Source organism: Streptomyces sp. NBC_00162, assembly GCF_024611995.1.
Lineage (GTDB): Bacteria > Actinomycetota > Actinomycetes > Streptomycetales > Streptomycetaceae > Streptomyces.
This window is the reverse complement of record NZ_CP102509.1, coordinates 8040131-8063353: the sequence shown is the minus strand read 5'-3', so window position 1 is coordinate 8063353 and position 23223 is coordinate 8040131. Positions and strand designations below refer to the sequence as shown.

Here is a 23223-nt window from a genome sequence, read left to right as displayed (position 1 = left end):
CCACGCGACGCAGTCGCTCGTCAGTCCCGTACGACACCACACCTACCGCCAGGGCCGCCAACGGGTTCGTCGAGCCCCGCCACGGCGTGACCGTCGGTCGACGGTTGCAAAGTTGGCACGCGCCTTGAGGGTGTTGGGGTGTTCGGGGCCGAGGACGCGCTCGCAATCCGCCAGCACAATTTCCAGGATGGCCGAGGCCTTTTCCCTCCGTCCGGCCTGCCAGTAGGAGACTGCAAGGCTGGATCGAGCCATGAGCGTGTCAGGGTGATCGGAACCCAAGACCCGTTCGCGCGCAGCGACGACCGTCTCCTCAATGGCGATGGCCTGTTTCGTACGTCCGACCTGTGAGTAGGAAGCAGCGAGATTGGAACGAGCCGTGAGGGTGTCAGGGTGTTCGGAACCCAGGACCCGTTCGTACGCAGCGACGACCGTCTCCTCAATGGCGATGGCCTGTTTCGTACGTCCGACCTGTGAGTAGGAAGCAGCGAGATTGGCTGCGACTGTGAGGGTCTGGGGGTGTTCGGGGCCGAGTGTGCGCTTGCTGTCGGCCAGGACCTTCTCCTCGATGGTGATGGCCTCGTTTGTGCGTCCGACCTCCCAGTAGGACACGGCGAGGCTCGCCTGGGCGCCCAGGGTGGTGGGGTGGTCCGGGCCGAGGATGCGCGTGCGATCCATGATGACCTGCTTCTCCAGGGTGATGGCCTCGGCGATGCGTCCGACCTCCCTGTATGAAGCGGCCAGGTTGCCCCGGGTGGTCAGCGTGCTGGGATGGTCGGGCCCGATGATTCGCACCCGGTCGGCCAGTACCTGCTCCAGCAGGGGGATGGAGGCGGTGGTGCGCCCGGCCTCCGCGTAAGACGTGGCGAGGTTGGCCCGGGAGGCCAGGGTGTCCGGATGTTCGGGGCCGAGGATGCGCCGGGAATCGGTGAAAACCTGCTCCTCCAGGGCAATGGCCTCCTCGGCGCGTCCGGCTTGGCTGTAAGAGACGGCAAGGTTGCCCCGGGCCGTCAGGACGTCGGGATGCTCCGGTCCGAGGAAATGCTCGGCATCGAAGGCCATGCGCTGGCAGTAGGCGGTGGAGGCTGTGGTGAGGCCGGATTCGAAGAGGCTGCGGCTGGCGCGGAAGAGCACCCGATTGGCTTCGGACTGCCAGAGGTGGTCGCCTGCGTGGTCAGCGAGTACGTCGGTGTTCGTCCGCAGTGCTGCGGCCAGGGCGGGGTGATGCTGGTCGACATCCGGCCAGATGCGCAGGAGGGCTCCCCCTGTGGTGGTCGCCAGGGTCGGGAGGTCTGCCGCGGGCGTGGTTTCGCGGGCGGCTCGGGCGGTGAGGGCGTGAATGCGCACAGCGCGGTGTTCGCGGCGGGTGTCGACGTTGAGCAGTGCGTACTGGTGGAGGGTGCGCAGAGAGGCTCGGGCCTGCTCCGGTGTGACGGGATCCTGCGGGATTTCGGCGGTCTCGGCGGGGCGGGTGCGGTGTTGGGTGAGGTAGTCGCAGATGTCGGGGGTGGTCCAAAGGGTGTGTGGGTGGCCGGCGGGGTCGAGGAGCGCGGCGAGGCGCAGGGCCGGCTCGGCGAGGCCTGCGGGTTCGGTGCGTTGGGCGGCGTCGAGGGAGAGCAGGAGAGTCGCGGCCACCTGTCGGCCGTAGCCCTCCGTGTCGGCCGTCGGGGGCAGCACGTGGTCGAGCTGGCGCCGGCGGTCCGTGAAGCGGACCAGATATTCGGCGCAGTTCAGGTCTTCATTGATCATGTAGGCGGCGGCGTGCCCGAGAGCGAGCGGCAGATACCCGAGCGCCTCGGCCAGGTCTCCGGCTGCGGTGTCGAGGAGATGGCCGGCATCGTCGTCGGCGAGCCGGACCTGGAGGTAGGCGAGGGCTTCAGCGGCGGTGTAGACGTCGACGTTGACACGGCGTCGACCGCCGCCGGTGATACGGGCGTCCTGAAGGCGGGTGGTGGCCAGAACCCATCCGCTGTCACTCCGACTCGCGGGCCACCACCCGTCCATACCCGACGGGTCGGCGATGCCGTCGAGGACGACCAGCCACCGGCGGGGCGTGGTCGCCAGCCACGCCATGAACGCCCGGGCGTCATCCTCGGGGTTGATACCGACCGCGCCCGGAGCAGCCACTTGGACCGCGGCCTGGGCGTAGAGCGCGATGACCTGCTGCACCTCGGTCGCGGGCACCCACAACACCAGATCGGTGCCATCGCCGAGGGCCTCGGCCGCGTAGGACGCAGCCAGCTGGGACTTCCCAACACCGCCGCCGCCGGACAATACCTGTGTCAGCACCGCAGCATTCCCTGACGAGCGGGCGGCGTCGACCCGCTCCCGCAGCGCGGAGCGGGGCTGGAACGCCGACGCCAACGCCGGCACGGAGCCGACTTCCAGCGGCCACCGCACTGTGTCTGCCGCTGCAGGGTGTACGTGGTACTCGTATCGCCGTTTGTCGTAGACCCGGCTGTTCTCGCCGACCGCGTTGTGCGTTGCGTCCCCACCTGCTCCCACACCCCCCTCACGCACGTCCACGTGCAACGAGCCCTCAGGCGACTCCCCTTCCGGCTGCGCGCGCCGTTGGCAAGCAGAGGGTTCCGCTACGCGGGCGGCCGCCTGCTTCCTGCGGCGCAGCTGCCAGAAGGGACTCATCGGCGCTCACTGTCGTCGCCGAGAGCGTTGTCCCGCACATCACCGGCCGCAGCGACCCCGTCGCGGCCGGCGTCCACATCGGCTGCGCGTCCCCTGAGGCCACCTGCCCTGGTTGCGCTCTGCGGTCCGACGACTGTGGAACCTCGACCGATGGCGTTACCGGTCAGATCACCGCCGGCGGCGACCCCGCCTCGGCCGGCCCGCACCCGGCGACCGCCTCCGCCGCCGCTCCCGCTGGAGGTTTGCGCGAGGGCGATCACCGCCACGACCAGACCGGCCAGGCTGACCACCGCCCCGACGATGCTCGCTGTCCGGTCCCCCGTTTCGAGATCCACCAGCGCTGCGACCCCGATCAGCCCGACAGCAAGAACGCCCGCGAGCACCGCAACGACCCACACGGCAACCCGTCCTGGCCCTAAAAGTCCTGACATCTCCAGCCCCCCGCCTCGTATGTCCAAAGCCCGTCAGATGGCCTCATTGGGACGGTAGCGCGAGTCGGAGGCGGTGCGGACCCGGATAGCGAAGGAGGGCAGCCACCTGTGTACCGGCGCTTGAGAAGATCGTTCCATGGCACACAAAGATGATCAGCTGACGCGCGTCGCGTTCGGCGTGTCGGAGGCGACGGACGCGGACCGCGCCGATGCCCTGCGGCTGCTCGAGGCCGACACCGATCTGCATGCAGAGTGGATCGCGGGGCTCGCCGTGAACAGCGCGGCACCGGAGGAGGTGCTGCGCCGCGTGTTCACGATCGACCCGCTGCCGGACGCCCAATACTGGCTCGCCTATCGGAAGTTGTCGCCCGAGATGGCGATGGCCGCCGTCGCGCACCCCGACCCGCGGGTCCGTGAGATCCTCGCCAGGAATCCGCACCTGCCTCCGAATGCGCTCGCCGTGCTGGCTGAGGATCCAGACCCGAAGGTGCGACGCGTCGCGGTGGGGATGGCGCTTGAGTACGGCGTCGAACTGCCGACAGAGGTGACCGTACGGCTCGCCACCGGCCCGGAGGCCCGGCTGCGGTTCTTCGCCGCCGCCGGGCTGCCCGGCCTGCCGGACGAAACGCTGCTCTCGCTGACCGAGGATCCAGACCCCCGCGTCCGGGCCGCCGCCATCTACTCCGGGAGCTGGCCCAGGCTGCGCCCGGAGGTCCGGGCCGCGGTCGAGGCCGACCCCGATCCCCAGGTGCGCCAGGCGGTCGAACGCGCCACTCACGTCGAGGTCCCCCTGCCGACGACGGTCGAGGACTTCCTCGCCGAGGCGGACGAACGTCGCCGCCGCGACGCCGCGTTGACCGCACCCGTCGACACGGCCCTGGCCGCGCTCCTCGCGGCCCACGAGGACAGTTGGCTGCGGGACGGGGCCGCCCGCAACCCACACGTACCCACCGCACTCGCCCTCGCGCTGGCCGCCGACCCCGAGCCCTCCGTCCGTCTCGCCGTGTCCCTTCGCGCGGATGTGACCGAGGAGCAGCGGACGGCAATCGATTACACCGTGCCCGTGGGCCGCCATCCGGTGCCGGCTTGGGTGGAGGAGCGCTTCGGTGACCCGGATGCGCTGCGCGAGATCGCGGCCTCCAGCCACATCCTGCTGCGCCGGGGCGTCACATGCGCACCGGAGCTGCCCGCCGACGTGATCGCGCGGTTGGCAGCCGACGACGACTACTGCGTCAGGCTGATGCTCTGCGAGAACGACCACGCACCGCACGAGCTGCTCGTGGAGATGTTCGCCGACTGGAACGGGCTGAGCTGGGGCATGCTCGCGTACCGCAGCAACTTCGTGCGTCCCGGTCTGGCCCGGTTCGCGGACGACCCGAACCACCGTCTGCGGTATGCCGCCCTCTTCGACCCGCAGGCCGAACCGGAACTCGTCGAAGGGCTCTCCCACGACACGGAAGGCATGGTGCGCTGCCGTGCAGCGGCCGACCCGCGCCTGCCGGGCCCAAGGCTCATCGAACTGCTCGGCGGTGGCGGAATGCCGCGAACGGCGGCCGCCAACCCCGCACTGCCCGCCGAGCTCATGCACCAACTGCTCGATGTCGCGGGCGTCGTGCGCTGAGAGCCGCCGGAGCGGCAGGTGTGTGGATGGTGGCCGTAGCCGGTCCGAGCAACCGCGTCGGGCGGTGCAGTTGCTCGTGGGCAAGACAACTTCGTCCGGGTCATCGGACAGGTGGCCCACTGGATCGTGCGGGTCGGACAGTGCCGGGGCCGGGCCGGCGCACCTATCCTCGCTCCATGGCATCCCGAATCAGCGAACTCGTCATCGACGCAGAAGACGCAGGCCGGCTGGCCGCATTCTGGTGCGATGTCCTCGGCTACGTCGAGCTGGCTCGAGAAAGTGACGGCAGCATCCAAATCGGCCCGCCCGGCGTCGGATTCGGCGGAGCACAGCCAACGCTCGTCATCAACGCGGGCCGCGACCCCCGGGTCGGGAAGCTCCCGATCCACATCGACGTCAACGCCACCGACCGCGACCAGGACGCCGAGCTGGCCAGGCTGCTCGCATTGGGCGCCGTGCCTGTCGACATCGGCCAGACCGGAGAAGAGAGCTGGCATGTCCTGGCCGACCCCGAGGGCAACGAGTTCTGCCTCTTGCGCACTCAGCTGAAGCCCATCTGACGTCCCGCCACATCGAGCCTTCCAGGGCGTATATCGAGACTGCTGCCAGGGGGCCTGCGCTGCGTCCGCGAACGATGAGTGCAGCTCAGTGGCGTCTGGAGTGGAAATCAGGAAGGCTGGGGCGCATGGTTTCGGTTTTGCAGAACGTGGCGATTGACTGTGCGGATGCCTATGAGCTGGCCCGGTTCTGGAGCAGTGTGACGGGCCGTCCGATGCATCCGGATGTCAGACCGGGTGACCGGGAGACTCAGGTGCTGCTGGCGGAGGGCCCAGTGCTGTACTTCAACCAGGTGCCCGAGGCCAAGACGATCAAGAATCGGATCCATCTGTGTTTGCGCCCTGAGACCTCGCGCGATCAGGAGGTGGACCGGCTGCTGGGCCTCGGTGCCACCTTTGTCGCTGATCACCGGAATCCTGATGGTTCAGGCTGGGCGATCCTTGCCGATCCCGAAGGCAACGAATTCTGCGTTCTGCGCAGTGAGTCCGACCGAGCCGCCACGGATTCCTGACGCCGACGCGCCGTCCTGGCCGGTTTCGTACGACACCGTTCGGTCCCTTCAGGCGGCTGCTGCCTTCCACGCGACTTCTGGGTGTGTCTGCTGAGCGTGCTGTTGGCGTTGCGCCCAGCGGACGGCGAGTGGTGCTGCCAGACCCGTCACGGTGAACAGCACTCCTACGACGTACCACCCGGGGCGGCCCCAGGTGATGCAGAGAGAGATGAGCAGGGCCGGCCCAAGGGCTTCGGCCAGTCCGGCGCCCAGGCCGAACACTCCGAGGTACTGGCCGGTGGCGTGCTGCGGGGCGAGGGCGAAGGACACTTCGAAGCCTGCGGCGGAGTGCCACAGCTCGCCGATCGTGTGGATCACCATCGCGGTCATGAGAAGCGTGGCCGCGGCCCACGCCGGTATCCCCGCGGACAGCGAGATCAGCGAGCAGGAGACGAGGAAGGCCACACCCGCTCGGCGGTAGGCAGCTCCGCCCGCCCCCGGGGAATCGATGCTGCGGCTGGCTCGCATCTGGAACGCGATGACGATGACGGTGTTGATGAGCATGGTGCCCGAGATGAGCCAGCGCGGGGCGGTGGTGGCCGTGACCAGCCAGAGCGGGATGGCCACCGTGAGCACCTTGAACTGGACGGCCATGATGCCGTCGAGGGCGGTGAGCAGGAGGTAGGGACGGTCCCGCAAGGCGATCCAGCGCGGGCCGCCGACGGTGGGGACAGGTGTGACCGGCGGCAGGCAGATCAGGATCGCTGCGGAAGCCGCGAAGGCGACCGCGTTGCCGATGACCAGGAGTTGGTAGGCGGGCAGGGTGCCCACCTGCACGGCCCAGCCCGCCAGCAGGGCGCCGAGGGAGATGCCCACGTTGGTCACGGCGCGGAGATAGGCACGGAACGCCTGCGGTCGGTCCCCTCCGTAGTGCCTGATGAGCGGACTGCGTGCGGCCAAACCGGCCGCTTTGGCGCCGGTGGCCGTTCCTACCGCGAGGACGAACAGCCAGAAGCTGTCCGCCAGTACGAAGCCGGCAGTGGCCAGCGCCTGGACGACGAGGGTGATCGCGTAGACGCCGCGTGCTCCGTGCCGGTCCGCGAGATGGCCGACAGCGATGCCCACGGCCAACGAGACGACACCGGCGATGCCAAGTCCGAGGCCCACCTGGGCTGCCGGAAGGTGGACCGCCTCGGTGAAGTACAGGACCCCGGCGGTCAGATAGAGGCCACTGCCGACGGTGTAGACGAAGTTCGAGGCGGCGAGGGCACGCTGTGGGCCGGTATCCGGCAGCAGTTCGGGCATGACGAGGCTCCGCTTCCCGGGGTCGACAGTAAGCACTGACCAAGCTTTCTGCCTGTTACTTGCAATAGCAAGAGTGTTGCGGGAAAACGAGCCGTGCAACCTGCTCGGACCTCACTGCGTGGCGGCTTTGAGGTGCAGGACGAGGGCCGCTTGGACAGCAGCCTTGGCCGCGGAAGGGGTGCGGGCCGGGAACCGTCCGGTCCCGGCCCGCACCCCCTCTTCTTGCGCTACGCCTTCTTCGGGTTGGGGCACACCTGCCAGGCGAGGTGGTAGAGGGTGCTGACGCTGGTGTCGGTGGAGTCCATGGCCATGAAGCTCGTGGACGTCTGCGGGTTGGACGTGCCGGCGTTCACGCGCAGCTCGGTATTGATGTTGAAGTTGCGCTTTTCACCGCACGGGGCCCAGACCAGGTCGGCGTATTCCGTCTTGTCGCTCGTCTGCCAATTGTCGTTGAGCGGGCCGTTGAACTGGTGGGTGCGCTGGGATGTCTGCGACATTCCCTGGAAGTAGTAGTTCGCCTTTTCCTGGCCCCACGCGCCGGGCTGGAGGAATGCGAATCCGCGGTAATCGGCCTGCACGATGGCGTAGGTGAAGCCGGAGGGCACGTGGACGCGGAGATTGAGCTGACAGTTCTTGCGGAAGGCGGTCGGCGGGGCGCCGGGGCCGACCTGGGCGAGGTACTCGCTGTAGGTGACCGTGAAGGCGGTGTTGTCCGGGGCGACGGCCACCTCGGCGGTGCCTTCGCGGCAGCCGGAGCCGTTCACGGTGGCGAGTTCGATCACGATCTTGTCGGGCGGGGCGGCGATCGGGCCTGCGGACACGGCGGGCGTCGAGGCGGTGATCAGGGCGGCGGCCGCACCACCGATGAGCAGGCCGCGGGTGCGGGTACGGGTGCGGGTACTGGTGCGGTTGTGGGACAAGAGGTGAGACATCGTTGTCACTCCTGGCCGTCGGGTCGGGTTTCCAGCGCTCGCGCGCTCACGCGTCCGCGTCAGGCCGCGGGGCATTCCTTCCACTCGAAGTGGTAGATGGTGCTGACGCTGCCGTCCGTCGAGTCCATGCTCATGAAGCTCAGCGCCTGCGGGCTCGACGTGCCCGCGTAGACCCGCAGTTCGGTGTTGACGTTGAGATTGCGCTCCTCGCCGCAGGGGGCCCAGACCAGGTCGGCGTACTCGGTCTGGTCGCCGGCCTGCCAGTTGTCCGTGAAGGGGCCGTTGAACTGGTGGGTCGTACGGGCCGTCTGGGCGGCGCCCTGGAAGTAGTAGTTCGCGCGCTCCTGGCCATAGGCGCCGCGCTGGAGGTGCGCGAAGCCGCGGTAGTCCGCGCGGGCGATGGCGTACGTGAACCCCTGGGGCACGTGGATCCGCAGGGCCAGCTGGCAGTTCTTGCGGAACTCGGTGCCGCCGGAGCCGGCTCCCGTCTGCGCGAGGTAGTTGCTGTAGGTGACGGTGAACGCCGTGTTGTCGGAGGCGGCGGCGACCTCCGCGGTCCCCTGGGGGCAGCCCGATCCGTTGACCCCGACCACGTCGACCGTAATGCGGCCGGGCGGCGGAATAGCGGGGGAATCGGCCTGGGCCTGCGCGGGGGCGACCACGGCCGACAACACCGCGATCGCGGCACCGACGGCCATTCTGCGGAGCGGCATATCCGGTTCTCCATTCATTCGGAGGGGTAAAGCATTCGCCATGGACATGCCATCACAAGCGCTGCGGGGCGGGAGGACGCGATACGGCCAACACGCGCCCACCGCATTCCCCACCACATCCCTGGCCGGATACCGCGATCCCCCGCACCCCGCCGCACGCCGCCCATCAGCCCGGCATCACCGCCCCAGCCATGCGAAGCGGTCAGGACGGACCTTGACGATGTCCGGTTTCCCCACCCGTTCCGCCGAACCCAGGGAGGTTACTGGTCGGCGACAGCCTGGCCGGCGGCCTGTTCCAGGACTTCCAGGACGGTGTCGCTGAACAGCGTGGCCTTGTAGCCGGTCTGCGGCAGCGGCCGACAGCGGGCGAGTACCGTCGCGGCCGCTGCGGCGAGGACTCCGGGGGTGGCCTCCCGGCCGATCAGGGCGGCCTCCACCTCCGTAAGCCGCAGCGGGACGCGCGCCACCCCGCCCGCCGCGACGGCGGCGTGCGTGATGGTGGCGCCGTCGAGCGCGAGCCGGGCGGTGGCCTCGACCAGGGGCCATTCGGCGTGGGCCCGGCTGGTGGCCCGGTGACAGGCGGCGCGTTCGCCGGGCAGGGGCGCGGGCAGCCGGACCGCGGTTAGGATGCGGTCCGGCGGCAGCAGGTGGTCGGTGTGGAAGAGCCGGTCGCCGTCCCCGTACAAGTCGGCGACGCTGCGCGGGGATTCGCCGTGGACCTCGGCCTCGGCGTCGTAGGTGAGCAGGGCCATCGCGAGCGTGGACGGGTGCGGAGTGATGCAGGGGCCGTCTCCGCTGACCACGCCGAAGTGGTGGTCGCCCTCGCGCGCGGGGCAGCCGGTGCCGCCCTTCTGGAGGCAGCTGACGTGCGGGTTGCGGTAGTACCAACAGCGGTTGCGCTGCAACAGGTTGCCGCCCAGGGTGCCGGCGGCGCGGATCTGCGGAGTGGCCGCGGTCCCGGCCGACAGCGCGAGGGCCGGCCAGCCGGCGCGCACCTGCGGATCGGCGGCCAGCGCGGCGAGGGTGGTCAGGGCGCCGATCCGCAGCCCTCCGCCGGGTAGCGGCGTGGTGCCGCGCAGGTGGCCGGCGCCGCCCAGGTCGGTGAACGGCCCGGGTGAGAGGCCGCTGCGCTGCCGGGCGGTGGTGTCGGTGCCACCGGCGCGCAGCTCCCCGCCGCGGGCCAGGACGGCGGCCGAGAGGTCGGTGAGGGCGGGCTCGGTGCTCACGTACCCAGTCCTTCCAGGAGCCGGTCGGGGCGGATGGGCATGTCGTACGGGCGCCAGCCGGTCGCGTCGTGGACCGCGTTGGCCAGGCACGCCGCGGTGGGCAGGGTGGCGATCTCGCCGAGGCCGACACCGCCGCCGGGGACGTGCTCGAAGCCCTCCTGATGGAAGTGGATGGTGATCTCGGGGGTGTCGCCGATCCCGGGGATGCGGTAGTCCTCCAGGTTCTCGGTCAGCACCCGACCGGTGGCCGGGTCGGTGCGCCGCTCCTCGTACAGCGCGTAGCCGACGCCCTGTACGACGGCGCCCTCGCACTGGCTCCGGGCCAGCCGGTCCTCGTGGATGCGGCCCGCGGAAATGCCGCTCCACACGCGCAGCGGGCGGATCCGGCCGAGCCGCGTGTCCACCTCGACCTCGGCGACCTGCACCGATCCGGTGAAGCCGCGGCCGATCGCCACACCGCCCAGGGTGAAGGGGCTCACGAAGCCCCGGCGGTCGCGGGGGCGCCGGCCGGTCACCCGTACGCCGTGCGCCGCGTCGAGCCGGGCGGCGACGTCACCGCCGCCGAGCGCGTCGCGCAGCCGGACGGCGGCGTCCGCGGCGGCGGGCACGATGGAGGGCGTGGTGCGGCTGCCGCCGGAGGTGGGACCGTGGACGGCATCGCTCCGGCCGACCTCGGCACGCACCCTCCCCTCCGGCACGCCGAGCCCCTCGGCGACGGCCCGGCGCAGCACGGTCCGCGAGCCCGTGCCCATGTCCTGCACGGCGCAGCGGGCGACGACGACCCCGTCCTCGACGGTGAGCTCGACCTCGGTGACGGGATCGAGGAAGTACAGCCAGTTGGCCGCCGCGACGCCGACGCCGCGGCGGAAGCGCCCGGTTCCGCCGCGGGGGCCCGACCAGACCGGAAGCGAGGCGGCCCGGTCGTACAGGGCGTGCCGTTTGAGGTTGCCGTCCCAGCGGCGGCGCAGGGCGATCGGGTCCTGGCCGAGCCGGTGGGCCATCTCGTCGACGGCCTGCTCCAGGGCCCAGCACATCGTGGGTCCGCCCGGGCCGCGGAAGGGGGCGCCCGGAGGTCGGTGGGTGACCGTGTCGAAGTCGCGGAGCCGGCGCGGGGCCTTGCCGTACATGAAGCGGGCGAGTGCCGCCACGGTACCGCCCACCGACACCCCGCCGTCGGTGTCCGCGTCCATGGCCAGCGCACTCAGATCGCCGTCCGCGTCCGCGACCATCGCCAGCCGGATCCGGGTGCCGGGCCGGTATCCGCCGTCGGTGAGCTCCTCGTCCCTGTCCAGCACCACCCGCACCGGGGCGCCGTGCAGCCGGGCCAGCTCCACCGCGGCGACGACATCGGAGGTCAGCCCCATCTTGCAGCCGAAACCGCCGCCTACGTGGACGGCCCTCGCCACCACCCGTTCGACGGGCAGGCCGAAGCGCTCGGCGGCGAGCTCGGCGGTGTGCTTCACCGACTGCGTGGACACCTCCAGGTGGAGGATGCCGTCGACCCACTGGGCCAGGCAGGCATGCGGTTCGAGCGGGGTATGGGTCTGCGCGGCGGTGGTGAACACGCCCTCCACCACCCGCTCGGGGTTCCGGGCCCGGGCCTCGGTGATACGGCGCACGGCCGTGGCGGGGCGCTTGCTCATGGCGGACGGGCCCCGCAGGTTGCCGCGCCAGCGGGCGGGCACCAGCTGGGGGGTCTCGCCGGACCCCGGAGCCCGCTTGCGCGCCGCCTTGTCCTCGTAGACCAAGGGGCCCTCGCCGGTCCGGGCCTGGCGTACGTCGAGGGCTGCCGGCAGCACCTCGTAGTCCACCGTGACCCGCGCCGCGGCCGCTCGTGCGGAGGCCCGGTCCGGCGCCGCGACCGCGGCCACCGGCTGCCCGACGTACCGCACCACGCCGTCGGGAGGCAGCAGCGGCACCAGCGGATGGTCTCCGGCCTCCAGGGAGCGTACGTGTGCGTGCGCGTGCGGCGAGCGGATGATCACCCCCTCCAGCAGGCCGTCGGGGCGCAGGTCCGTGGTGTACCGGGCCGATCCGTCGATCTTGTCCGGCGCCTCGGTGCGCGGGACCGCCGGCGCCTGCCCAGCGGCCGGCGGTGTGTCGTAGTCGCCCGCACAGGCCGCGGCCACCGCGCTGAAGATCCCCTCGTAGGCGCCGCAGCGGCACAGGTGGCCCGCCAGCGCGTCCGCGATCTGCTCCCGCCCTGGCCGGGTGCGGCCGTGCGCGGCCCGCCACCGCTCGAAGAACGCCGCCGCCTCGACCACGAACCCCGGGGTGCAGTAGCCGCACTGGAGGGCGTCCTCGCCGGCGAAGGCACGCGCCACCGGGTGTCCGGACAGGCCCTCCACCGTCGTCACGCGCCGGCCGGCCAGCCCGACCGCCGGCGTCAGGCAGGACACCCGGGGCTCACCGTCGACCTGGATCGTGCAGGCCCCGCACACCCCGCCCGCGCAGACCAGCTTGGTGCCGGTCAGACCCAGCCGGTCGCGCACCACCTCCACGGCGGCCGGGTCGTCGTCCACGTCCACCTCGTGCCGGACGCCATTGACCTCGAACTCCACGAGACTGCTCCTTAGCCGTGGGGTGGCGACCGCCGGGCCTCGCGCTCACCTTCACGCTCCTTGATATCCCGCTCCCGGGGTCGGCGCAGTTCGGCCGCGCCCGGCTGACGCGCCCGCGCCTTCGCAGCCGTCATGGCCGCCTCCGCTCGTCATCCGCTGCGGCCGGGACAGGTACCCCGGACCAGGCCCTCGGCCGTCCTCACGAACCGGACCCGCTTCTCCCCGCCATCCGTGCGCATCCACGGCGCCGGGGTCCCGGGTCGCCTCGCGGTGTGCCGGAACGCAGGATGGAGCAGGTGATGACGGTTTTGGTGGTCGGCGTGCCCGATGGCGAGCAGTTGGAGCTGCTGCGCTCCGGTATCCAGCGCAACCCGCATTTCCGGGTGGTCTCGCATGCTCACGATCCCGCCGTCGCTCTGGCCCACGCCCGGGTCCTTCTGCCCGATATCACTGTCCTGGCCCTGCCCGCCGGGCTCGACAGCCTCGACACAGACCCGGACGTCCTGCGCGTGTTCCACGGGGTGCGGGCCCTGGATCCCCCGAGCGCGGTGGTACTGCGGACGGCCGCCGCCCGCGTGCCCCGGGCGGTGTCGGGGCTCGCGGCCGAGGGAGCCGTCCACATCGTGCGCGACGGAGACTCCGAAGCGCTGATGCGGGCCCTGCGCACGATCGGGCTGCGCCGGGCCAGCTGCGACCCCGACGAGATGCCCTGACCCGGGCTGCCGTCCAACGGCAGCAGGCAGGGCCTCTGGAACTAGGCTGGGACATGGCGTCGGCACGGTGGGAGATGTCGTGGATGTCGATCTGCGCAAGATGCGCTACTTCGTGGTCGTGGCCGAGGAGTTGCACTTCGGGCGGGCCGCCGCGCGGCTGCACATCACGCAGCCGGTGCTGTCCCGGCAGATCCGCGCGCTGGAGCAGGAGCTGGGCGCGCAACTGTTCACCAGGAACAAGCAGACCACCGAGTTGACGGCCGCCGGCCGTCAACTGCTTGAGGACGCGCGCCCCCTGCTGGCCACCGCGCAGGCTCTGCGCCGCCGGGTCCAGCAGGCCACCCACGGATCTTCGGCGTTCACGGTCGGATTCATGCCCGGGATCACCGTGACCGGCGCGGTGCGCGCCTTCTCCGCCAGGCATCCCGAGCTGAGTGTGCAGGTGGTGCGCACTTCCTGGGGCGACCAGGTCCAAGGGGTGCACGAGGGCCTTCTCGACGTGAGCTTCGTACGGCTGCCCGTCGAGCGTCGCGGCCTGGAGCTGCGCCCGCTCTTCCGGGAGCCCCGTGTCGCCGTACTGCCGGCGGACCACCGGCTGGCGGGCAAGGAGTCCATCGTCATCGCGGATCTGGCGCCCGAGCGGCTGCTGCAGGACCCCGACGCCGTCCCCGAGTGGCGTGACCTTCCCGAGCGTTCCGGTGGCGAGGGGGCCGGGCCGCCGCCCTCGTTCGCCACCGTCGAGGAGAAGCTGGAACACGTCGCGACCTCCGGGGGCGTCCTCGTCCTTCCCCTGTCCACCGCCGCCTACTACACCCATACCGATGTCGCGCACCTGCCCATCGACGACATCGGCCCGGGCGAGGTCTGCCTTGCCTGGAGCGCCGGCCGCCGCTCCCCTCTGCTCCCGGAGTTCGTCGACATCGCCGCTGCCCAGTACTGATGCCCTGGGGACATCACCGCTGACAGAAGAGGTCTTGGACGCCGGCCTCCGCGCGGGGCCAGGGTGGAGGAGCGGCGGAATCCCCCGCCGCCCTCGATCGACAAGGACCGTGAGTGCGATGCAGATCTTCATCACAGGTGGCTCCGGCTACATCGGCCGCTCCACCATCCGGGCACTGACCGCGCACGGCATCGGCGTGACGGCGCTGGCGCGCAGCGAGCACGCGGCGCGCACCGTGTCGGACCTTGGTGCCACCCCGGTCGCGGGGGCGCTCACCGACACCGATGTCCTCCATGAGGCGGCCCGCGCGGCCGACGGGGTCATCCACCTCGGGGTGGACTACGCCGAGGGCACCGCGGACGTCGACCGCGCAGCGGCGGAGGCGCTGCAGGACGGCGTGGGAAGGGGCCCCTATGTGCACACGGGCGGGGTGTGGGTGTACGGCGACACCGACGGGGTCGTCGACGAGGACGCTCCGCTGAGCCCGCCGCGCATCACCGCTTGGCGGCTGGAGAACGAGAAGCGGGTGCTCGCCCGGGCCGCCACCGGAGAGCGCCCGGTGGTGGTGATGCCGGGGCTGGTCTACGGCCGCTCCGGCGGACTGGTGCAGTCGTTCTTCGTCGAGCCGGGACGGACCGCAGGTGCCGTGCCCTGCATCGGCGACGGCTCCAACCACTGGGCGCTGGTCCACGTCGACGACATCGCCGAGCTGTACGTCCTGGCCCTGAACGCCCCGGCCGGTTCTGTCTACGCCGGGGTCAGCGGCCAGAACCCTGCGCTGACGTACGTCACCCGAGCCCTCGGCCAGGCCGCCGGGTGCCCCGGGAGGATCGACTCCCTGACCCTCGAGGAGGCAGTGCAGCGAATGGGCCCGATCGCCGAGGCGTTCGCCCTCGACCAGCAGTTCAGTGGCGCCAAGGCGCGCCGCGAGCTCGGCTGGACGCCCACCCGCCTCGATGCCTTGGCCGAACTGGCCCAGGGCTGAACCAGCAGGGCAAGCGGTGCCTGCCCCGGACGAGGTCAGGCCGGGGCGTTCCAGGCCGTCATGAGCCCGTCCAGCCACGCCGGCGGCAGCTCCGCGGCGTCCCACTCCTCGCGCAGCTCCTGCGGCGCGGCGACGAGCCGCTCCAGCACGGCGATGCTCGTGGCGGAGTGGAGGAGCGAATAGCGGCCGTGCACCCTGATGGCGCTGCCCGGTCCGTACGCCGCGAACAGCCGCTCCAGCCTGGCCCGGTGGGCCGCGGCGAACTCCGTCAGCCGCCCGGCGTACCTGGCCCGCTGCCGGAGGCTCATCGTACCGAGGACCGCGGTGAGCACCTCGTCGGTCACCTCCGGATCCAACTCCGAGACCGCGGTGAACGACAGGTACAGAGGTGTGACCGCCACCCGCGCCCGCTCCACCTCCATACGCCCGGCCCGCGGACGCTCCCCGGCCGGGCCCTGCTGCCCGTCTTCCCCCACGACCCGCAGCAGGGTCCGCTCGGCGATGGCGCCGAGCTCCTCCAGGAGGCCCCCGGCGCCGTCGAGCCGGCCCGCCTCGTACGCCTCGCCCTTGTCCCCCGGCGCGCTCCGGGCGCCGCCGCTCAGCTCCTCGTGCGCGAGAGCCAGTGCTCCCGCCTCCAGGAGACCGATCAGTTGCCGCGCATCACCGGAAGGGACCCCCGTCCGCGCGAGGAGCTGCAGCAGCGTCGTCCTCGCGTTGTCGACACTGGCCTCGTCCGGCCACTGCCGTCCCTCGTCAGCCGCGCTCATCAGATCCTCTTCATCGCTCGGGTAGTGCAGTGTGTCCAACGAGATCGCTCCCTTCCATGGTCCAACGCCCGACGGCCGGGCTGTGCTCCCCGGCGCCGCAGCCCAGGTGTCGGTACTGATCTCCACCCACCGGCCTACCCTCGCGCGCTGACCACTGGCATCCAAGCAGCCCAGGACACGGAGCTGCAGCCGACCGTCGTAGCCGCGCGCGGACGTCATGCGTTGTTACCCGCGTGGACGAGACCTGGGACCTGCTGGGGTGGGCAGGTAGCTCTGGGACACGGACCCGTCGGTCACTTGCGGGCGACCGGGCTGAGGAGGACGAGTTCGCCCCCGTCGCAGTAGCGCAGTGCGCCGTGCCGAGTGAGGTTCGCCCGGCACGCGGACTCGGTTCGCCACAGCATCCGGCCGTCCCGGCCGTACAGGTACAGCTGCCGCCCGTCCTGCCAGAAGCCCTCGCCGACCACAACGGCCTCGGGTCCGAGGCCGGACGGGCGCACCGGACGGGCCGGGTCGTTCAGGTCGCGGTCGGCCCGTCCGGGCGCGCGAACGATCGTCCGCCCCGCGTCGGGGACCGGGTATTCGCCCGGGGCCAGGCGCGAAACGGGTCGCAAGGTGCCGAAGTACGGGTTGAGGACGTACGCCCCCTGGGCATCCGGGACCACAAGCCTGACCCCGGCGTCGAGCGGCACTGTACGGTCCCAGCGGCATCCGGTCTCCGGGTCACGGGCGGATTGGGGCTGATCCCAGGTGACGTCAAGGCGCCAGCCCTCGTCACCCGTCCCGGAGGTGACGGCGCTCCCCACCACCGCGGCCCGGCAGTCGTCCTCGGCCGGCGCGGTCACCACGATCAATCGGCTGTCGGCCTGGAGACCCACCCGGTCGATCCGGCCCTCGGGCAAGCGCAGCCCTTCCACCCAGTGCGGTTCGCCCGTCTCCGGGTTCACCCGGGCCATCCGCTCGCCCGACACCAGGTAGGTCTCGCACCGGTGGGCATTACGGAAGAGGGCGTCGCGGCCGCAGCCGTCCAGTACCGACGTGGCTCCCGGCTCCGTACGCTCCCACCGTTGCTGCCCTGACCACGGGTCCCACCCCGTGACCCGGCAGCCGTCCGGGGCGCAGGCGGCCTCCACGAGCACTGAGCTCGAGCCCTCGCTGGAGTAGGAGACCAGGGCGCCGTCCGGCAGTTCGTGCCGCCAGGCGAGGGTTCCGTGCTCGGTGTCGACGCGAGCCACGTCCGTGGGCCCCGTCCGGCCGGGGCGGCCTCCGACCAGCACCACCATGGAGCCGCTGCCGGGGTCGGAGAGGGCCGAGTTCGGTGACCCGGGGACCTTCGAGGTGAGTGCGAACTCAGGCGGCAACTCGACGGTCCAGCCCGGAACTTCGCCGTCCTTGCGCCTACCGGCAGCGGCTGGCGCCTCACCGGCCGGCCGGTCGGGGAAACGGGCCAGCTTCGTTCCCTGCCCGAAGATGCCGGTGGAGTCCTGGTGCAGGACCCAGGTGCCGTCCGCGCCCGGCGCCACCGGCAGTCCGCCGCGCCAGGACACGACCCGCTCGGACCTGCCGTCGTCGAACATCGGCGGCTGCGGTCCGAAACATCCCGCCAGGGCGGCGACGAGCGCCGGCCCTGCCAGCCCCGCACGGACACCTCGCTTCACCACGGCTCCCCCCGCCGTACACGAGGGACCACCGTAAGCCGTGCCCTGCCTCCCACCGGTCCGGGCCGCCGAATCGTGACGGATGAGAGATCGAGTAGCTCAAAACCTCCCGTGAACGGCGGCCATTTGAGTGGCAGCAAGCCGGGGCGTTTGGTCCGTCATGGCCGCCATCCTGTGAGCGGGGTGGGGTCCGGGTCCTCCCGTACGGCCGCAATGACGAACGAGTGCCCCGCGGGGTCGGTGAACCGGCGCAGCGTCGTGCGGTTGTCCAGCCGGGTGCCGTCCTCCTCCGCCGCCACCGGGCGCGCCCCGAGGACCACGGCCTCTCGCTCGGCTTCGTCGAGGGAGTCCGCCGCCACCAGGATCCGCAGATGGGCCTGTTGGGACTCCTCCGGCAGCGGCCAGCTCGGCGGCGCGTGATGGGGATCGCGGCGGACGCCGAGCACCGTGCCGGTGCGGCCGGTGACGAGGAACAGCTCCCCGTTGCCGGTCGCCGGACCCGCCGTGGCGCCGAGCAGTTCCGCGTAGAACCGTGCCAGAGGCTCGGGTTCGGCGCAGTCCAGGATGAGAACGCTTGTCTTGGGGACCGTCATGGACCGCGTGTGCCCTGCGTCGTCGCCCGTACACGCACCGTACGGCCCGCGAGCCGGTTGGCCGGCTCCTCCCGTACGGTGCAGCACCTTCCGATCGTCGGCGTCCCCCGCGCATGTGGCCCTCAGGGGCGGGCAACCGCGCCTCGAGACGTCCTGACGGACGACCCGCACCTCAGGGTGCGGGGCTGCCGACGACACGAAAGGGGTGCGCATGTCGCACGTCGAGGAGTATGTCGAGGTCAACGTCCCCGTGAGCACGGCCTACAACCAGTGGACGCAGTTCGAGGAGTTCCCCGCCTTCATGGAGGGGGTCGAACGCATCGAGCAGCGCACGGACACGCTCACCCACTGGGTGACGAACGTGAACGGTGTCCAGCGCGAGTTCGACGCACGGATCACCGAGCAGCTCCCGGATCGGCGCGTCGCGTGGATGACGGTCGGCGGGGAGGCCCGCCAGGCCGGGATAGTCACCTTCCAGCCGATCGACGCGACCACCACCAAAGTCGTCCTGCACATGAACTGGGTGCCCGACGGCCTGGCCGAAACGGCCGCCGACAAGCTCGGCTTCGTCAAGCGGCAGGTGGTGGGTGATCTGAAGCGGTTCAAGCTGTTCATCGAGTCGCGTGGGGTCGAGACGGGCGCCTGGCGCGGCGAGGTCTGACAGCGCGGGACGGCGCCGCTCTCAAGGGGGTAACCCGCCTAAGGGTAGCGAAATCCCTGGGTATCTCGGCCAAGTTGTCCGTACGCCCCTCCGCGCCCCCCGCAGTGACGTTCCATCACCCCTGTACGGGGGCACCCGTGTGGTGCCGTTGGTTCGTCAACCGAGGAGAGCACACGATGACGAAGGTCCTCGTCCTGCACAGTGTCAGCCTGGTCCGATCGGCACTGGCCGCCCTGCTGAGATCGGAAGGGCCCTTCGAGGTCACATCGGCAGGCTGGCGGACCGCGGTACGCCAGGCCGAGTCCTTACGACCAGACGTGACGGTCGTCGACCTCGACTGTCCGGGGGCGACGGCCGTCCTGGCCGACAACGGACGCGCGGACGGCCAGGTCCTCACGTCCCCGTCTCCGGTCCTGGTACTCGCCTCGATCGGCGCACCCGGTTCCCTGCACCGGGCCTTCCGGGCCGAGGCCCGCGGCTATGTCGACAAGGACGGCTCGCCGGGACGGCTGGTACGGGCGGTCCGGAAGGTGGCCGCGGGGGAACGGTTCATCGACGCCTCGCTGGCTTCCGCCTTCATGGAGGCCGACCCCGTACCGCTGAGCCCTCGGGAACTCAGTGTGCTGGCCCGGGCCGCGGAGGGCGATTCCATCCCCGAGATCGCACGCACACTGCACCTGGCGAGCGGGACGGTACGCAACTACATGGCCGCGGCGACCCGTAAGACCGGTGCCCGCAATCTCATCGACGCGATCCGTATTTCCCGGCGGGCGGGCTGGGTCTGATCGGCGGCCGCCGCGGCCGGGCACGGCAGGCGCGTCACTCGTCCGAGGTGCCGTTCCACCTCCCCACCAGATCGCGGTACAGGGCCGACCTGGCCGGGAGTTCCGCATGCGTGCCGCACACGGCCCGGGTCCCGTCGAGGACGAGGACCCGGTCGGCGCGGGCAGCGGACGAGACGCGGTGGGCCACGACGACGAGCGTGCCGGCCCGGTCCGCGAGGGCCCGTTCGGCACGCTCCTCCGTGCGCGGGTCCAGGTGGCAGGTGGCCTCGTCGAGCAGCAGCAGCGGGGCCGTCGAGAGGTAGGCGGCGGCGAGTGCCAGGTGCTGGCTCTCGCCCCGGGACAGCAGTCGGGGGGACACCTCGGCGTCCAGGCCGCCCAGCCGTTCCACCAGGTCTTCCAGCCCCAGGGCGCTGACGGCGCGCCGCACCTGGGCATCCGCATCCCCGGGCCCGGTGGCCCCAGGGCCCGGGGACAGATGCGTCAGGTTCTCCCGCACGGTGCCGGTGAACACGTAGGCCTGCTGCGGCAGCAGGGTCCGCCGCGGGTCCGGTCCCGTCGCACCCGGTTCCCGGCGGGCGGCCGCACCGGCGACGAGGACCGTACCCGCGTCGGGTGACAGCATCCCGGCGAGCAGCGCGGTGAGCGTGGACTTGCCGATGCCGCTCGGCCCGACCACGGCGAGGTGCTCCCCCGGCCGCACCACCAGGTCTAGGGCGTCGAGTACGGGAGCCGCCCCGGGGCCGTAGGCAAAGGTGACGCCCCGGAGCTCGGCTGCGGCGGCGGTCCGCCGGCCGGCGTGGACGACGCTCCCCCGCGGCTTCGTCGCGCGGCCGTGGTCCGGGGCCGGCGACAACGGGTCGCAGAAGCGTTCGAGCACCACCAGGAGGCGGGTGCCTGCGGAACCCAGTGCCGTCATCAGGGAGTTCAGAGCCGGCAGCAACGCCTGCACCACGTACATGAGGCCGCCGGCCAGCGCACCGGCGGTGATTCCGTGCCCGAGCAGCCAGGGCGTCGCGGCGAGCAGTGCGATCACGGGCAGCCGGCCCGCCGTACCCAGGGCCAGCGTGCGCAGGGCCGCCCAGCGCGCGAGCCTGCGGGCCATCCGCTCCTGGGTGGCGATCAGGGGCTCGACCCGGGCTTCCGCCGCAGCCTGTCCACCGCAGGCGACGATGTCGCGCAGGCCCTCCCCCAGCGCCGCCACCCGGTCCGACAGCGCCTCGTCGGTGTCCAGGGACAGGCGTTGTACGGATGCCATGGGTCGGAGCGTGGCCAGGAAGGCGGCCACGCCCAGCAGCAGCGGGGGCAGCACGATCAGCAGCAGCACGGGAGCCAGGGCCGCCATGCCCGCGAACGCGCCCACGGCGGTGAACACGAACGAACGCACCGTCAGTACCAGCCCGGCGAAGGAGTCCCGGGCCATTTCCGTCTGCTGGGTCAGCCGGGACACCGCGCCCGCGTCGGGAGCGCGCGCCGGGTCGACGACCGCGCGGTCCAGTGCCTGCCGTACCGACCGCCGCACCAGGCCGTCGCGCAGCGGCTCCACGAGGTCCGCGAGTCCGGCGAACACACCGCGGAGCGCGAACCCGCCGAGCACTGCTCCGGCTCCGGCTGCGGCCAGCCAGGCGAGACCGGTGGCGGTACGGCCTGCGAGGAAGCCGTCGTCAAGGGCGCGGGCCACGCCGTAGCCGCCGAGGAACGTGTGCGCGGACTCGAGGAGGGACCATGCCGCCAGCCGCCCCAAAGCGCCCTTGCGGCCACGCAGGAACCGTCGGCCCTCGGGGGCGACCCGACGCCAGGCCTCGCTTTCGCTCATCGGGCCGCCTCCGTTGCCGGTTCCCCTTCGGGTGCCGGCTTCGCGTCGGCGGCGAACACCGCCCGGTAGTCGGGCTCGTGCTGCCACAGCTCGCGGTGGGTGCCGGCCGCCCGCACCCGCCCGTCGTCGAGCCATACGACGAGGTCGGCGCGGACGGCGGAGGAGAGGCGGTGCGCGACCACGATCCGCGTGCCGGGCCGGACCTCGTGGGCGAGCGCCCGCTCGACCTCGCGGGCCGTGACGGTGTCGAGGCTGGAGGTGGCGTCGTCCAGCACGAGGAGCCGGCCCGCGTGGCAGAACGCCCGGGCCAGCCCGAGGCGTTGGACCTCACCGCCGGACATCGGGGCGTCGGCGAGGCACGTGCCGTACCCGTGGGGCAGGCGCCGTACGAACAGGTCGGCGCCGGCGGCCCGGGCCGCGACGCGGACCGCTTCCGGGCCGGGGTCGGGACCGGCTCCGAACCCGATCGCGTCGGCGACCGTGTCCCCGAGCAGCGCGGGCCGGTCGAAGGCGTACCCGACCTCGCGGCGCAGCGCTTCGGCGGTCACCTCCCGCAGGGGTACGCCGTCCAGCAGGACCAGGCCCGCATCGGGGTCGGTGAGCCGGCCGGCCACGGCGGCGAACAGCGTCTTGCCGGAGCCGGAGCGGCCCACCACCGCCACTGTGCTGCCTCCGGGGATCACCAGGCTGATGTCGTGCAGGACCGTCGATCCGCCGCGTACGACCCGGACGTCGCGCAGTTCCAGGGTGCCGGGGCCGCCTTCCGGCAGCTCCGACCGGCCGTGGTCGAGGACGGGCAGAGCCAGGAGGGCGGCGGTCTTCCGGGCGGCCGCCCGGCCCCGGACCACGGCGGCCAGTCCGCCGGTCACGGCGCCGACCCCGGCCGCGAGGCCGGCGTACCGCAAGGCGGCGAGGAGTTCGCCGACCCCGATGGCCCCGGCCGACAGGCGTATGCCGCCGACGGCGAGCACCGCGTACAGGAGCATCGGCATGAGGACCGCGGAGCGGGCCGTCGTGCCACCGTAGACCTGCCACATTCGCCTGCCCTCGGTGCCGAGCTCCGGCAACTGCGCGAGGATCCGCGCGCGTTCGCGGTCGGCGGTGCCGGCGGCGGCGATCGTGCGCGCCCCGGCCAGTGCCTCGACGAGGCGGCCGGCGGTCGCGAGCTGCACCTGCTGGTAGCGGGCGACACTGCCGAGGGTGTCGCGGGCGAAGGCCCGCAGCAGGAGCACCAGCAACGGAACGCCCATGACGAAGGCGAGCGCCGTCCACAGGTCGATGAGGAAGAGCGCGGCCACCGCGCCGATCGGCGGCAGCAGTGCGGCGACGGCGTGCGCGACGGCGGCCGGGACCTTCCCGGCCTCGGTGGCGTGTGCGGTCAGTCGCGCGGCGGTTTCGCCGGGTGCGTAGCGCGCCGCATGGTGCGGAGCCGTCCGCAGCAGCCGGGCCAGCCCCAGCCTGCGCAGTCGGGCGGTGGAGCGGCCGTCCACCTCACCGGTCAGCCGTGCGGCGGCGGCGTCCAGCACCACTTCGGCCGCGATGACCGCGGCGCACAGCAGTGTCCAGGCGGGGCCCGACGGGTCTTTGCGGAGCAGCAGGTCGAGGGTGTGGCCGAGGACGGCGGGTTCTGCGAGTGCTGCCGCGGCGGCCGTCACCGCGCATCCGAGGACGGCGGCGGTGCGCCCGCCGCTGTGCCGCGCCGCTGCCACGAGCGCCCGGTCGGCGCCGCGTTCCACGGTCTGCGTCTCGGGTGTGTGGACCGCCGCGTCGGGGGACCTCATCGGCGGATGCCTCCAGTGATGTGGTGCGGGCCCGGGCGGCGAACCGCCCG

20 protein-coding genes are annotated in these 23223 nt (G+C 71.9%); 8 read left to right on the top strand and 12 right to left on the bottom strand.

Features of this window, described 5'->3' with window-relative positions:
- Positions 1 to 42: 42 nt before the first annotated feature.
- Positions 43 to 2502 (bottom strand): FxSxx-COOH system tetratricopeptide repeat protein, encoded by a 2460-nt coding sequence (gene fxsT / locus JIW86_RS37135; protein ID WP_257559589.1) that lies wholly within the window; start codon positions 2500 to 2502, stop codon positions 43 to 45.
- 134 nt (positions 2503 to 2636) lie between these two features.
- On the bottom strand, positions 2637 to 3038 hold the full coding sequence (locus JIW86_RS37130) for a hypothetical protein (protein ID WP_257558722.1): 402 nt from the start codon (positions 3036 to 3038) through the stop codon (positions 2637 to 2639).
- Between the two features lie 169 nt (positions 3039 to 3207).
- On the opposite strand from JIW86_RS37130, the gene JIW86_RS37125 reads away from it, so the two are divergent.
- From JIW86_RS37125 to JIW86_RS37115, 3 genes are all read left to right on the top strand, one after another.
- Positions 3208 to 4692, top strand: coding sequence for a hypothetical protein (locus JIW86_RS37125; protein ID WP_257558721.1), 1485 nt, complete (start codon positions 3208 to 3210; stop codon positions 4690 to 4692).
- A 176-nt stretch (positions 4693 to 4868) separates the two neighbouring features.
- Positions 4869 to 5252: a VOC family protein gene (locus JIW86_RS37120; RefSeq protein WP_257558720.1), complete on the top strand. Its 384-nt coding sequence runs from the start codon at positions 4869 to 4871 to the stop codon at positions 5250 to 5252.
- 125 nt (positions 5253 to 5377) lie between these two features.
- A complete protein-coding gene (locus JIW86_RS37115) occupies positions 5378 to 5761 on the top strand; it encodes a VOC family protein (RefSeq protein WP_257559588.1) in 384 nt (127 codons plus the stop codon).
- 48 nt (positions 5762 to 5809) lie between these two features.
- Here JIW86_RS37115 and JIW86_RS37110 read toward each other — a convergent pair whose 3' ends face one another.
- From JIW86_RS37110 to JIW86_RS37090, 5 genes are all read right to left on the bottom strand, one after another.
- A complete protein-coding gene (locus tag JIW86_RS37110) occupies positions 5810 to 7045 on the bottom strand; it encodes an MFS transporter (RefSeq protein WP_257558719.1) in 1236 nt (411 codons plus the stop codon).
- A gap of 227 nt (positions 7046 to 7272) precedes the next feature.
- The gene (locus JIW86_RS37105) at positions 7273 to 7977 is read right to left on the bottom strand and encodes a DUF4360 domain-containing protein (RefSeq protein ID WP_257558718.1); all 705 of its coding nucleotides are present in this window, start codon (positions 7975 to 7977) and stop codon (positions 7273 to 7275) included.
- Positions 7978 to 8036: 59 nt separating this feature from the next.
- A complete protein-coding gene (locus JIW86_RS37100; protein ID WP_257558717.1) occupies positions 8037 to 8690 on the bottom strand; it encodes a DUF4360 domain-containing protein in 654 nt (217 codons plus the stop codon).
- Positions 8691 to 8950: 260 nt separating this feature from the next.
- A complete protein-coding gene (locus tag JIW86_RS37095) occupies positions 8951 to 9916 on the bottom strand; it encodes an FAD binding domain-containing protein (protein ID WP_257558716.1) in 966 nt (321 codons plus the stop codon).
- Positions 9913 to 12477 (bottom strand): molybdopterin-dependent oxidoreductase, encoded by a 2565-nt coding sequence (locus tag JIW86_RS37090; protein ID WP_257558715.1) that lies wholly within the window; start codon positions 12475 to 12477, stop codon positions 9913 to 9915. The genes JIW86_RS37095 and JIW86_RS37090 overlap by 4 nt, the downstream gene beginning before the upstream one ends.
- 299 nt (positions 12478 to 12776) lie before the next feature.
- Here JIW86_RS37090 and JIW86_RS37085 point away from each other — a divergent pair, with 299 nt between their 5' ends.
- The 3 genes from JIW86_RS37085 (at position 12777) to JIW86_RS37075 (ending at position 15115) form a co-directional block, all read left to right on the top strand.
- On the top strand, positions 12777 to 13190 hold the full coding sequence (locus JIW86_RS37085; protein ID WP_257558714.1) for a hypothetical protein: 414 nt from the start codon (positions 12777 to 12779) through the stop codon (positions 13188 to 13190).
- Between the two features lie 79 nt (positions 13191 to 13269).
- Positions 13270 to 14130, top strand: coding sequence for a LysR family transcriptional regulator (locus JIW86_RS37080; protein ID WP_257558713.1), 861 nt, complete (start codon positions 13270 to 13272; stop codon positions 14128 to 14130).
- A 118-nt stretch (positions 14131 to 14248) separates the two neighbouring features.
- Positions 14249 to 15115, top strand: coding sequence for an NAD-dependent epimerase/dehydratase family protein (locus JIW86_RS37075; RefSeq protein WP_257558712.1), 867 nt, complete (start codon positions 14249 to 14251; stop codon positions 15113 to 15115).
- A 35-nt stretch (positions 15116 to 15150) separates the two neighbouring features.
- Here JIW86_RS37075 and JIW86_RS37070 read toward each other — a convergent pair whose 3' ends face one another.
- From JIW86_RS37070 to JIW86_RS37060, 3 genes are all read right to left on the bottom strand, one after another.
- Positions 15151 to 15882, bottom strand: a complete 732-nt coding sequence (locus tag JIW86_RS37070) for a hypothetical protein (RefSeq protein WP_257558711.1) — start codon at positions 15880 to 15882, stop codon at positions 15151 to 15153.
- 293 nt (positions 15883 to 16175) lie between these two features.
- Entirely contained in the window at positions 16176 to 17540 is a 1365-nt protein-coding gene (locus tag JIW86_RS37065; RefSeq protein ID WP_257558710.1) for a PQQ-binding-like beta-propeller repeat protein, read from the bottom strand.
- A gap of 158 nt (positions 17541 to 17698) precedes the next feature.
- Positions 17699 to 18133 carry a VOC family protein gene (locus JIW86_RS37060; protein ID WP_257558709.1) on the bottom strand — a complete coding sequence of 145 codons (435 nt, stop codon included), beginning with the start codon at positions 18131 to 18133 and terminating at the stop codon, positions 17699 to 17701.
- A gap of 211 nt (positions 18134 to 18344) precedes the next feature.
- Here JIW86_RS37060 and JIW86_RS37055 point away from each other — a divergent pair, with 211 nt between their 5' ends.
- Positions 18345 to 18794, top strand: coding sequence for an SRPBCC family protein (locus tag JIW86_RS37055; protein WP_215140443.1), 450 nt, complete (start codon positions 18345 to 18347; stop codon positions 18792 to 18794).
- A 176-nt stretch (positions 18795 to 18970) separates the two neighbouring features.
- Positions 18971 to 19579 (top strand): response regulator transcription factor, encoded by a 609-nt coding sequence (locus tag JIW86_RS37050; protein ID WP_257558708.1) that lies wholly within the window; start codon positions 18971 to 18973, stop codon positions 19577 to 19579.
- Between the two features lie 34 nt (positions 19580 to 19613).
- Here JIW86_RS37050 and JIW86_RS37045 read toward each other — a convergent pair whose 3' ends face one another.
- Together JIW86_RS37045 and JIW86_RS37040 are read right to left on the bottom strand one after the other, a co-directional pair.
- Complete coding sequence (locus JIW86_RS37045; protein ID WP_257558707.1) at positions 19614 to 21392, bottom strand: ATP-binding cassette domain-containing protein; 1779 nt, start codon at positions 21390 to 21392, stop codon at positions 19614 to 19616.
- Positions 21389 to 23173 carry an ABC transporter ATP-binding protein gene (locus JIW86_RS37040; RefSeq protein ID WP_257558706.1) on the bottom strand — a complete coding sequence of 595 codons (1785 nt, stop codon included), beginning with the start codon at positions 23171 to 23173 and terminating at the stop codon, positions 21389 to 21391. The genes JIW86_RS37045 and JIW86_RS37040 overlap by 4 nt, the downstream gene beginning before the upstream one ends.
- Between the last annotated feature and the right edge of the window lie 50 nt (positions 23174 to 23223).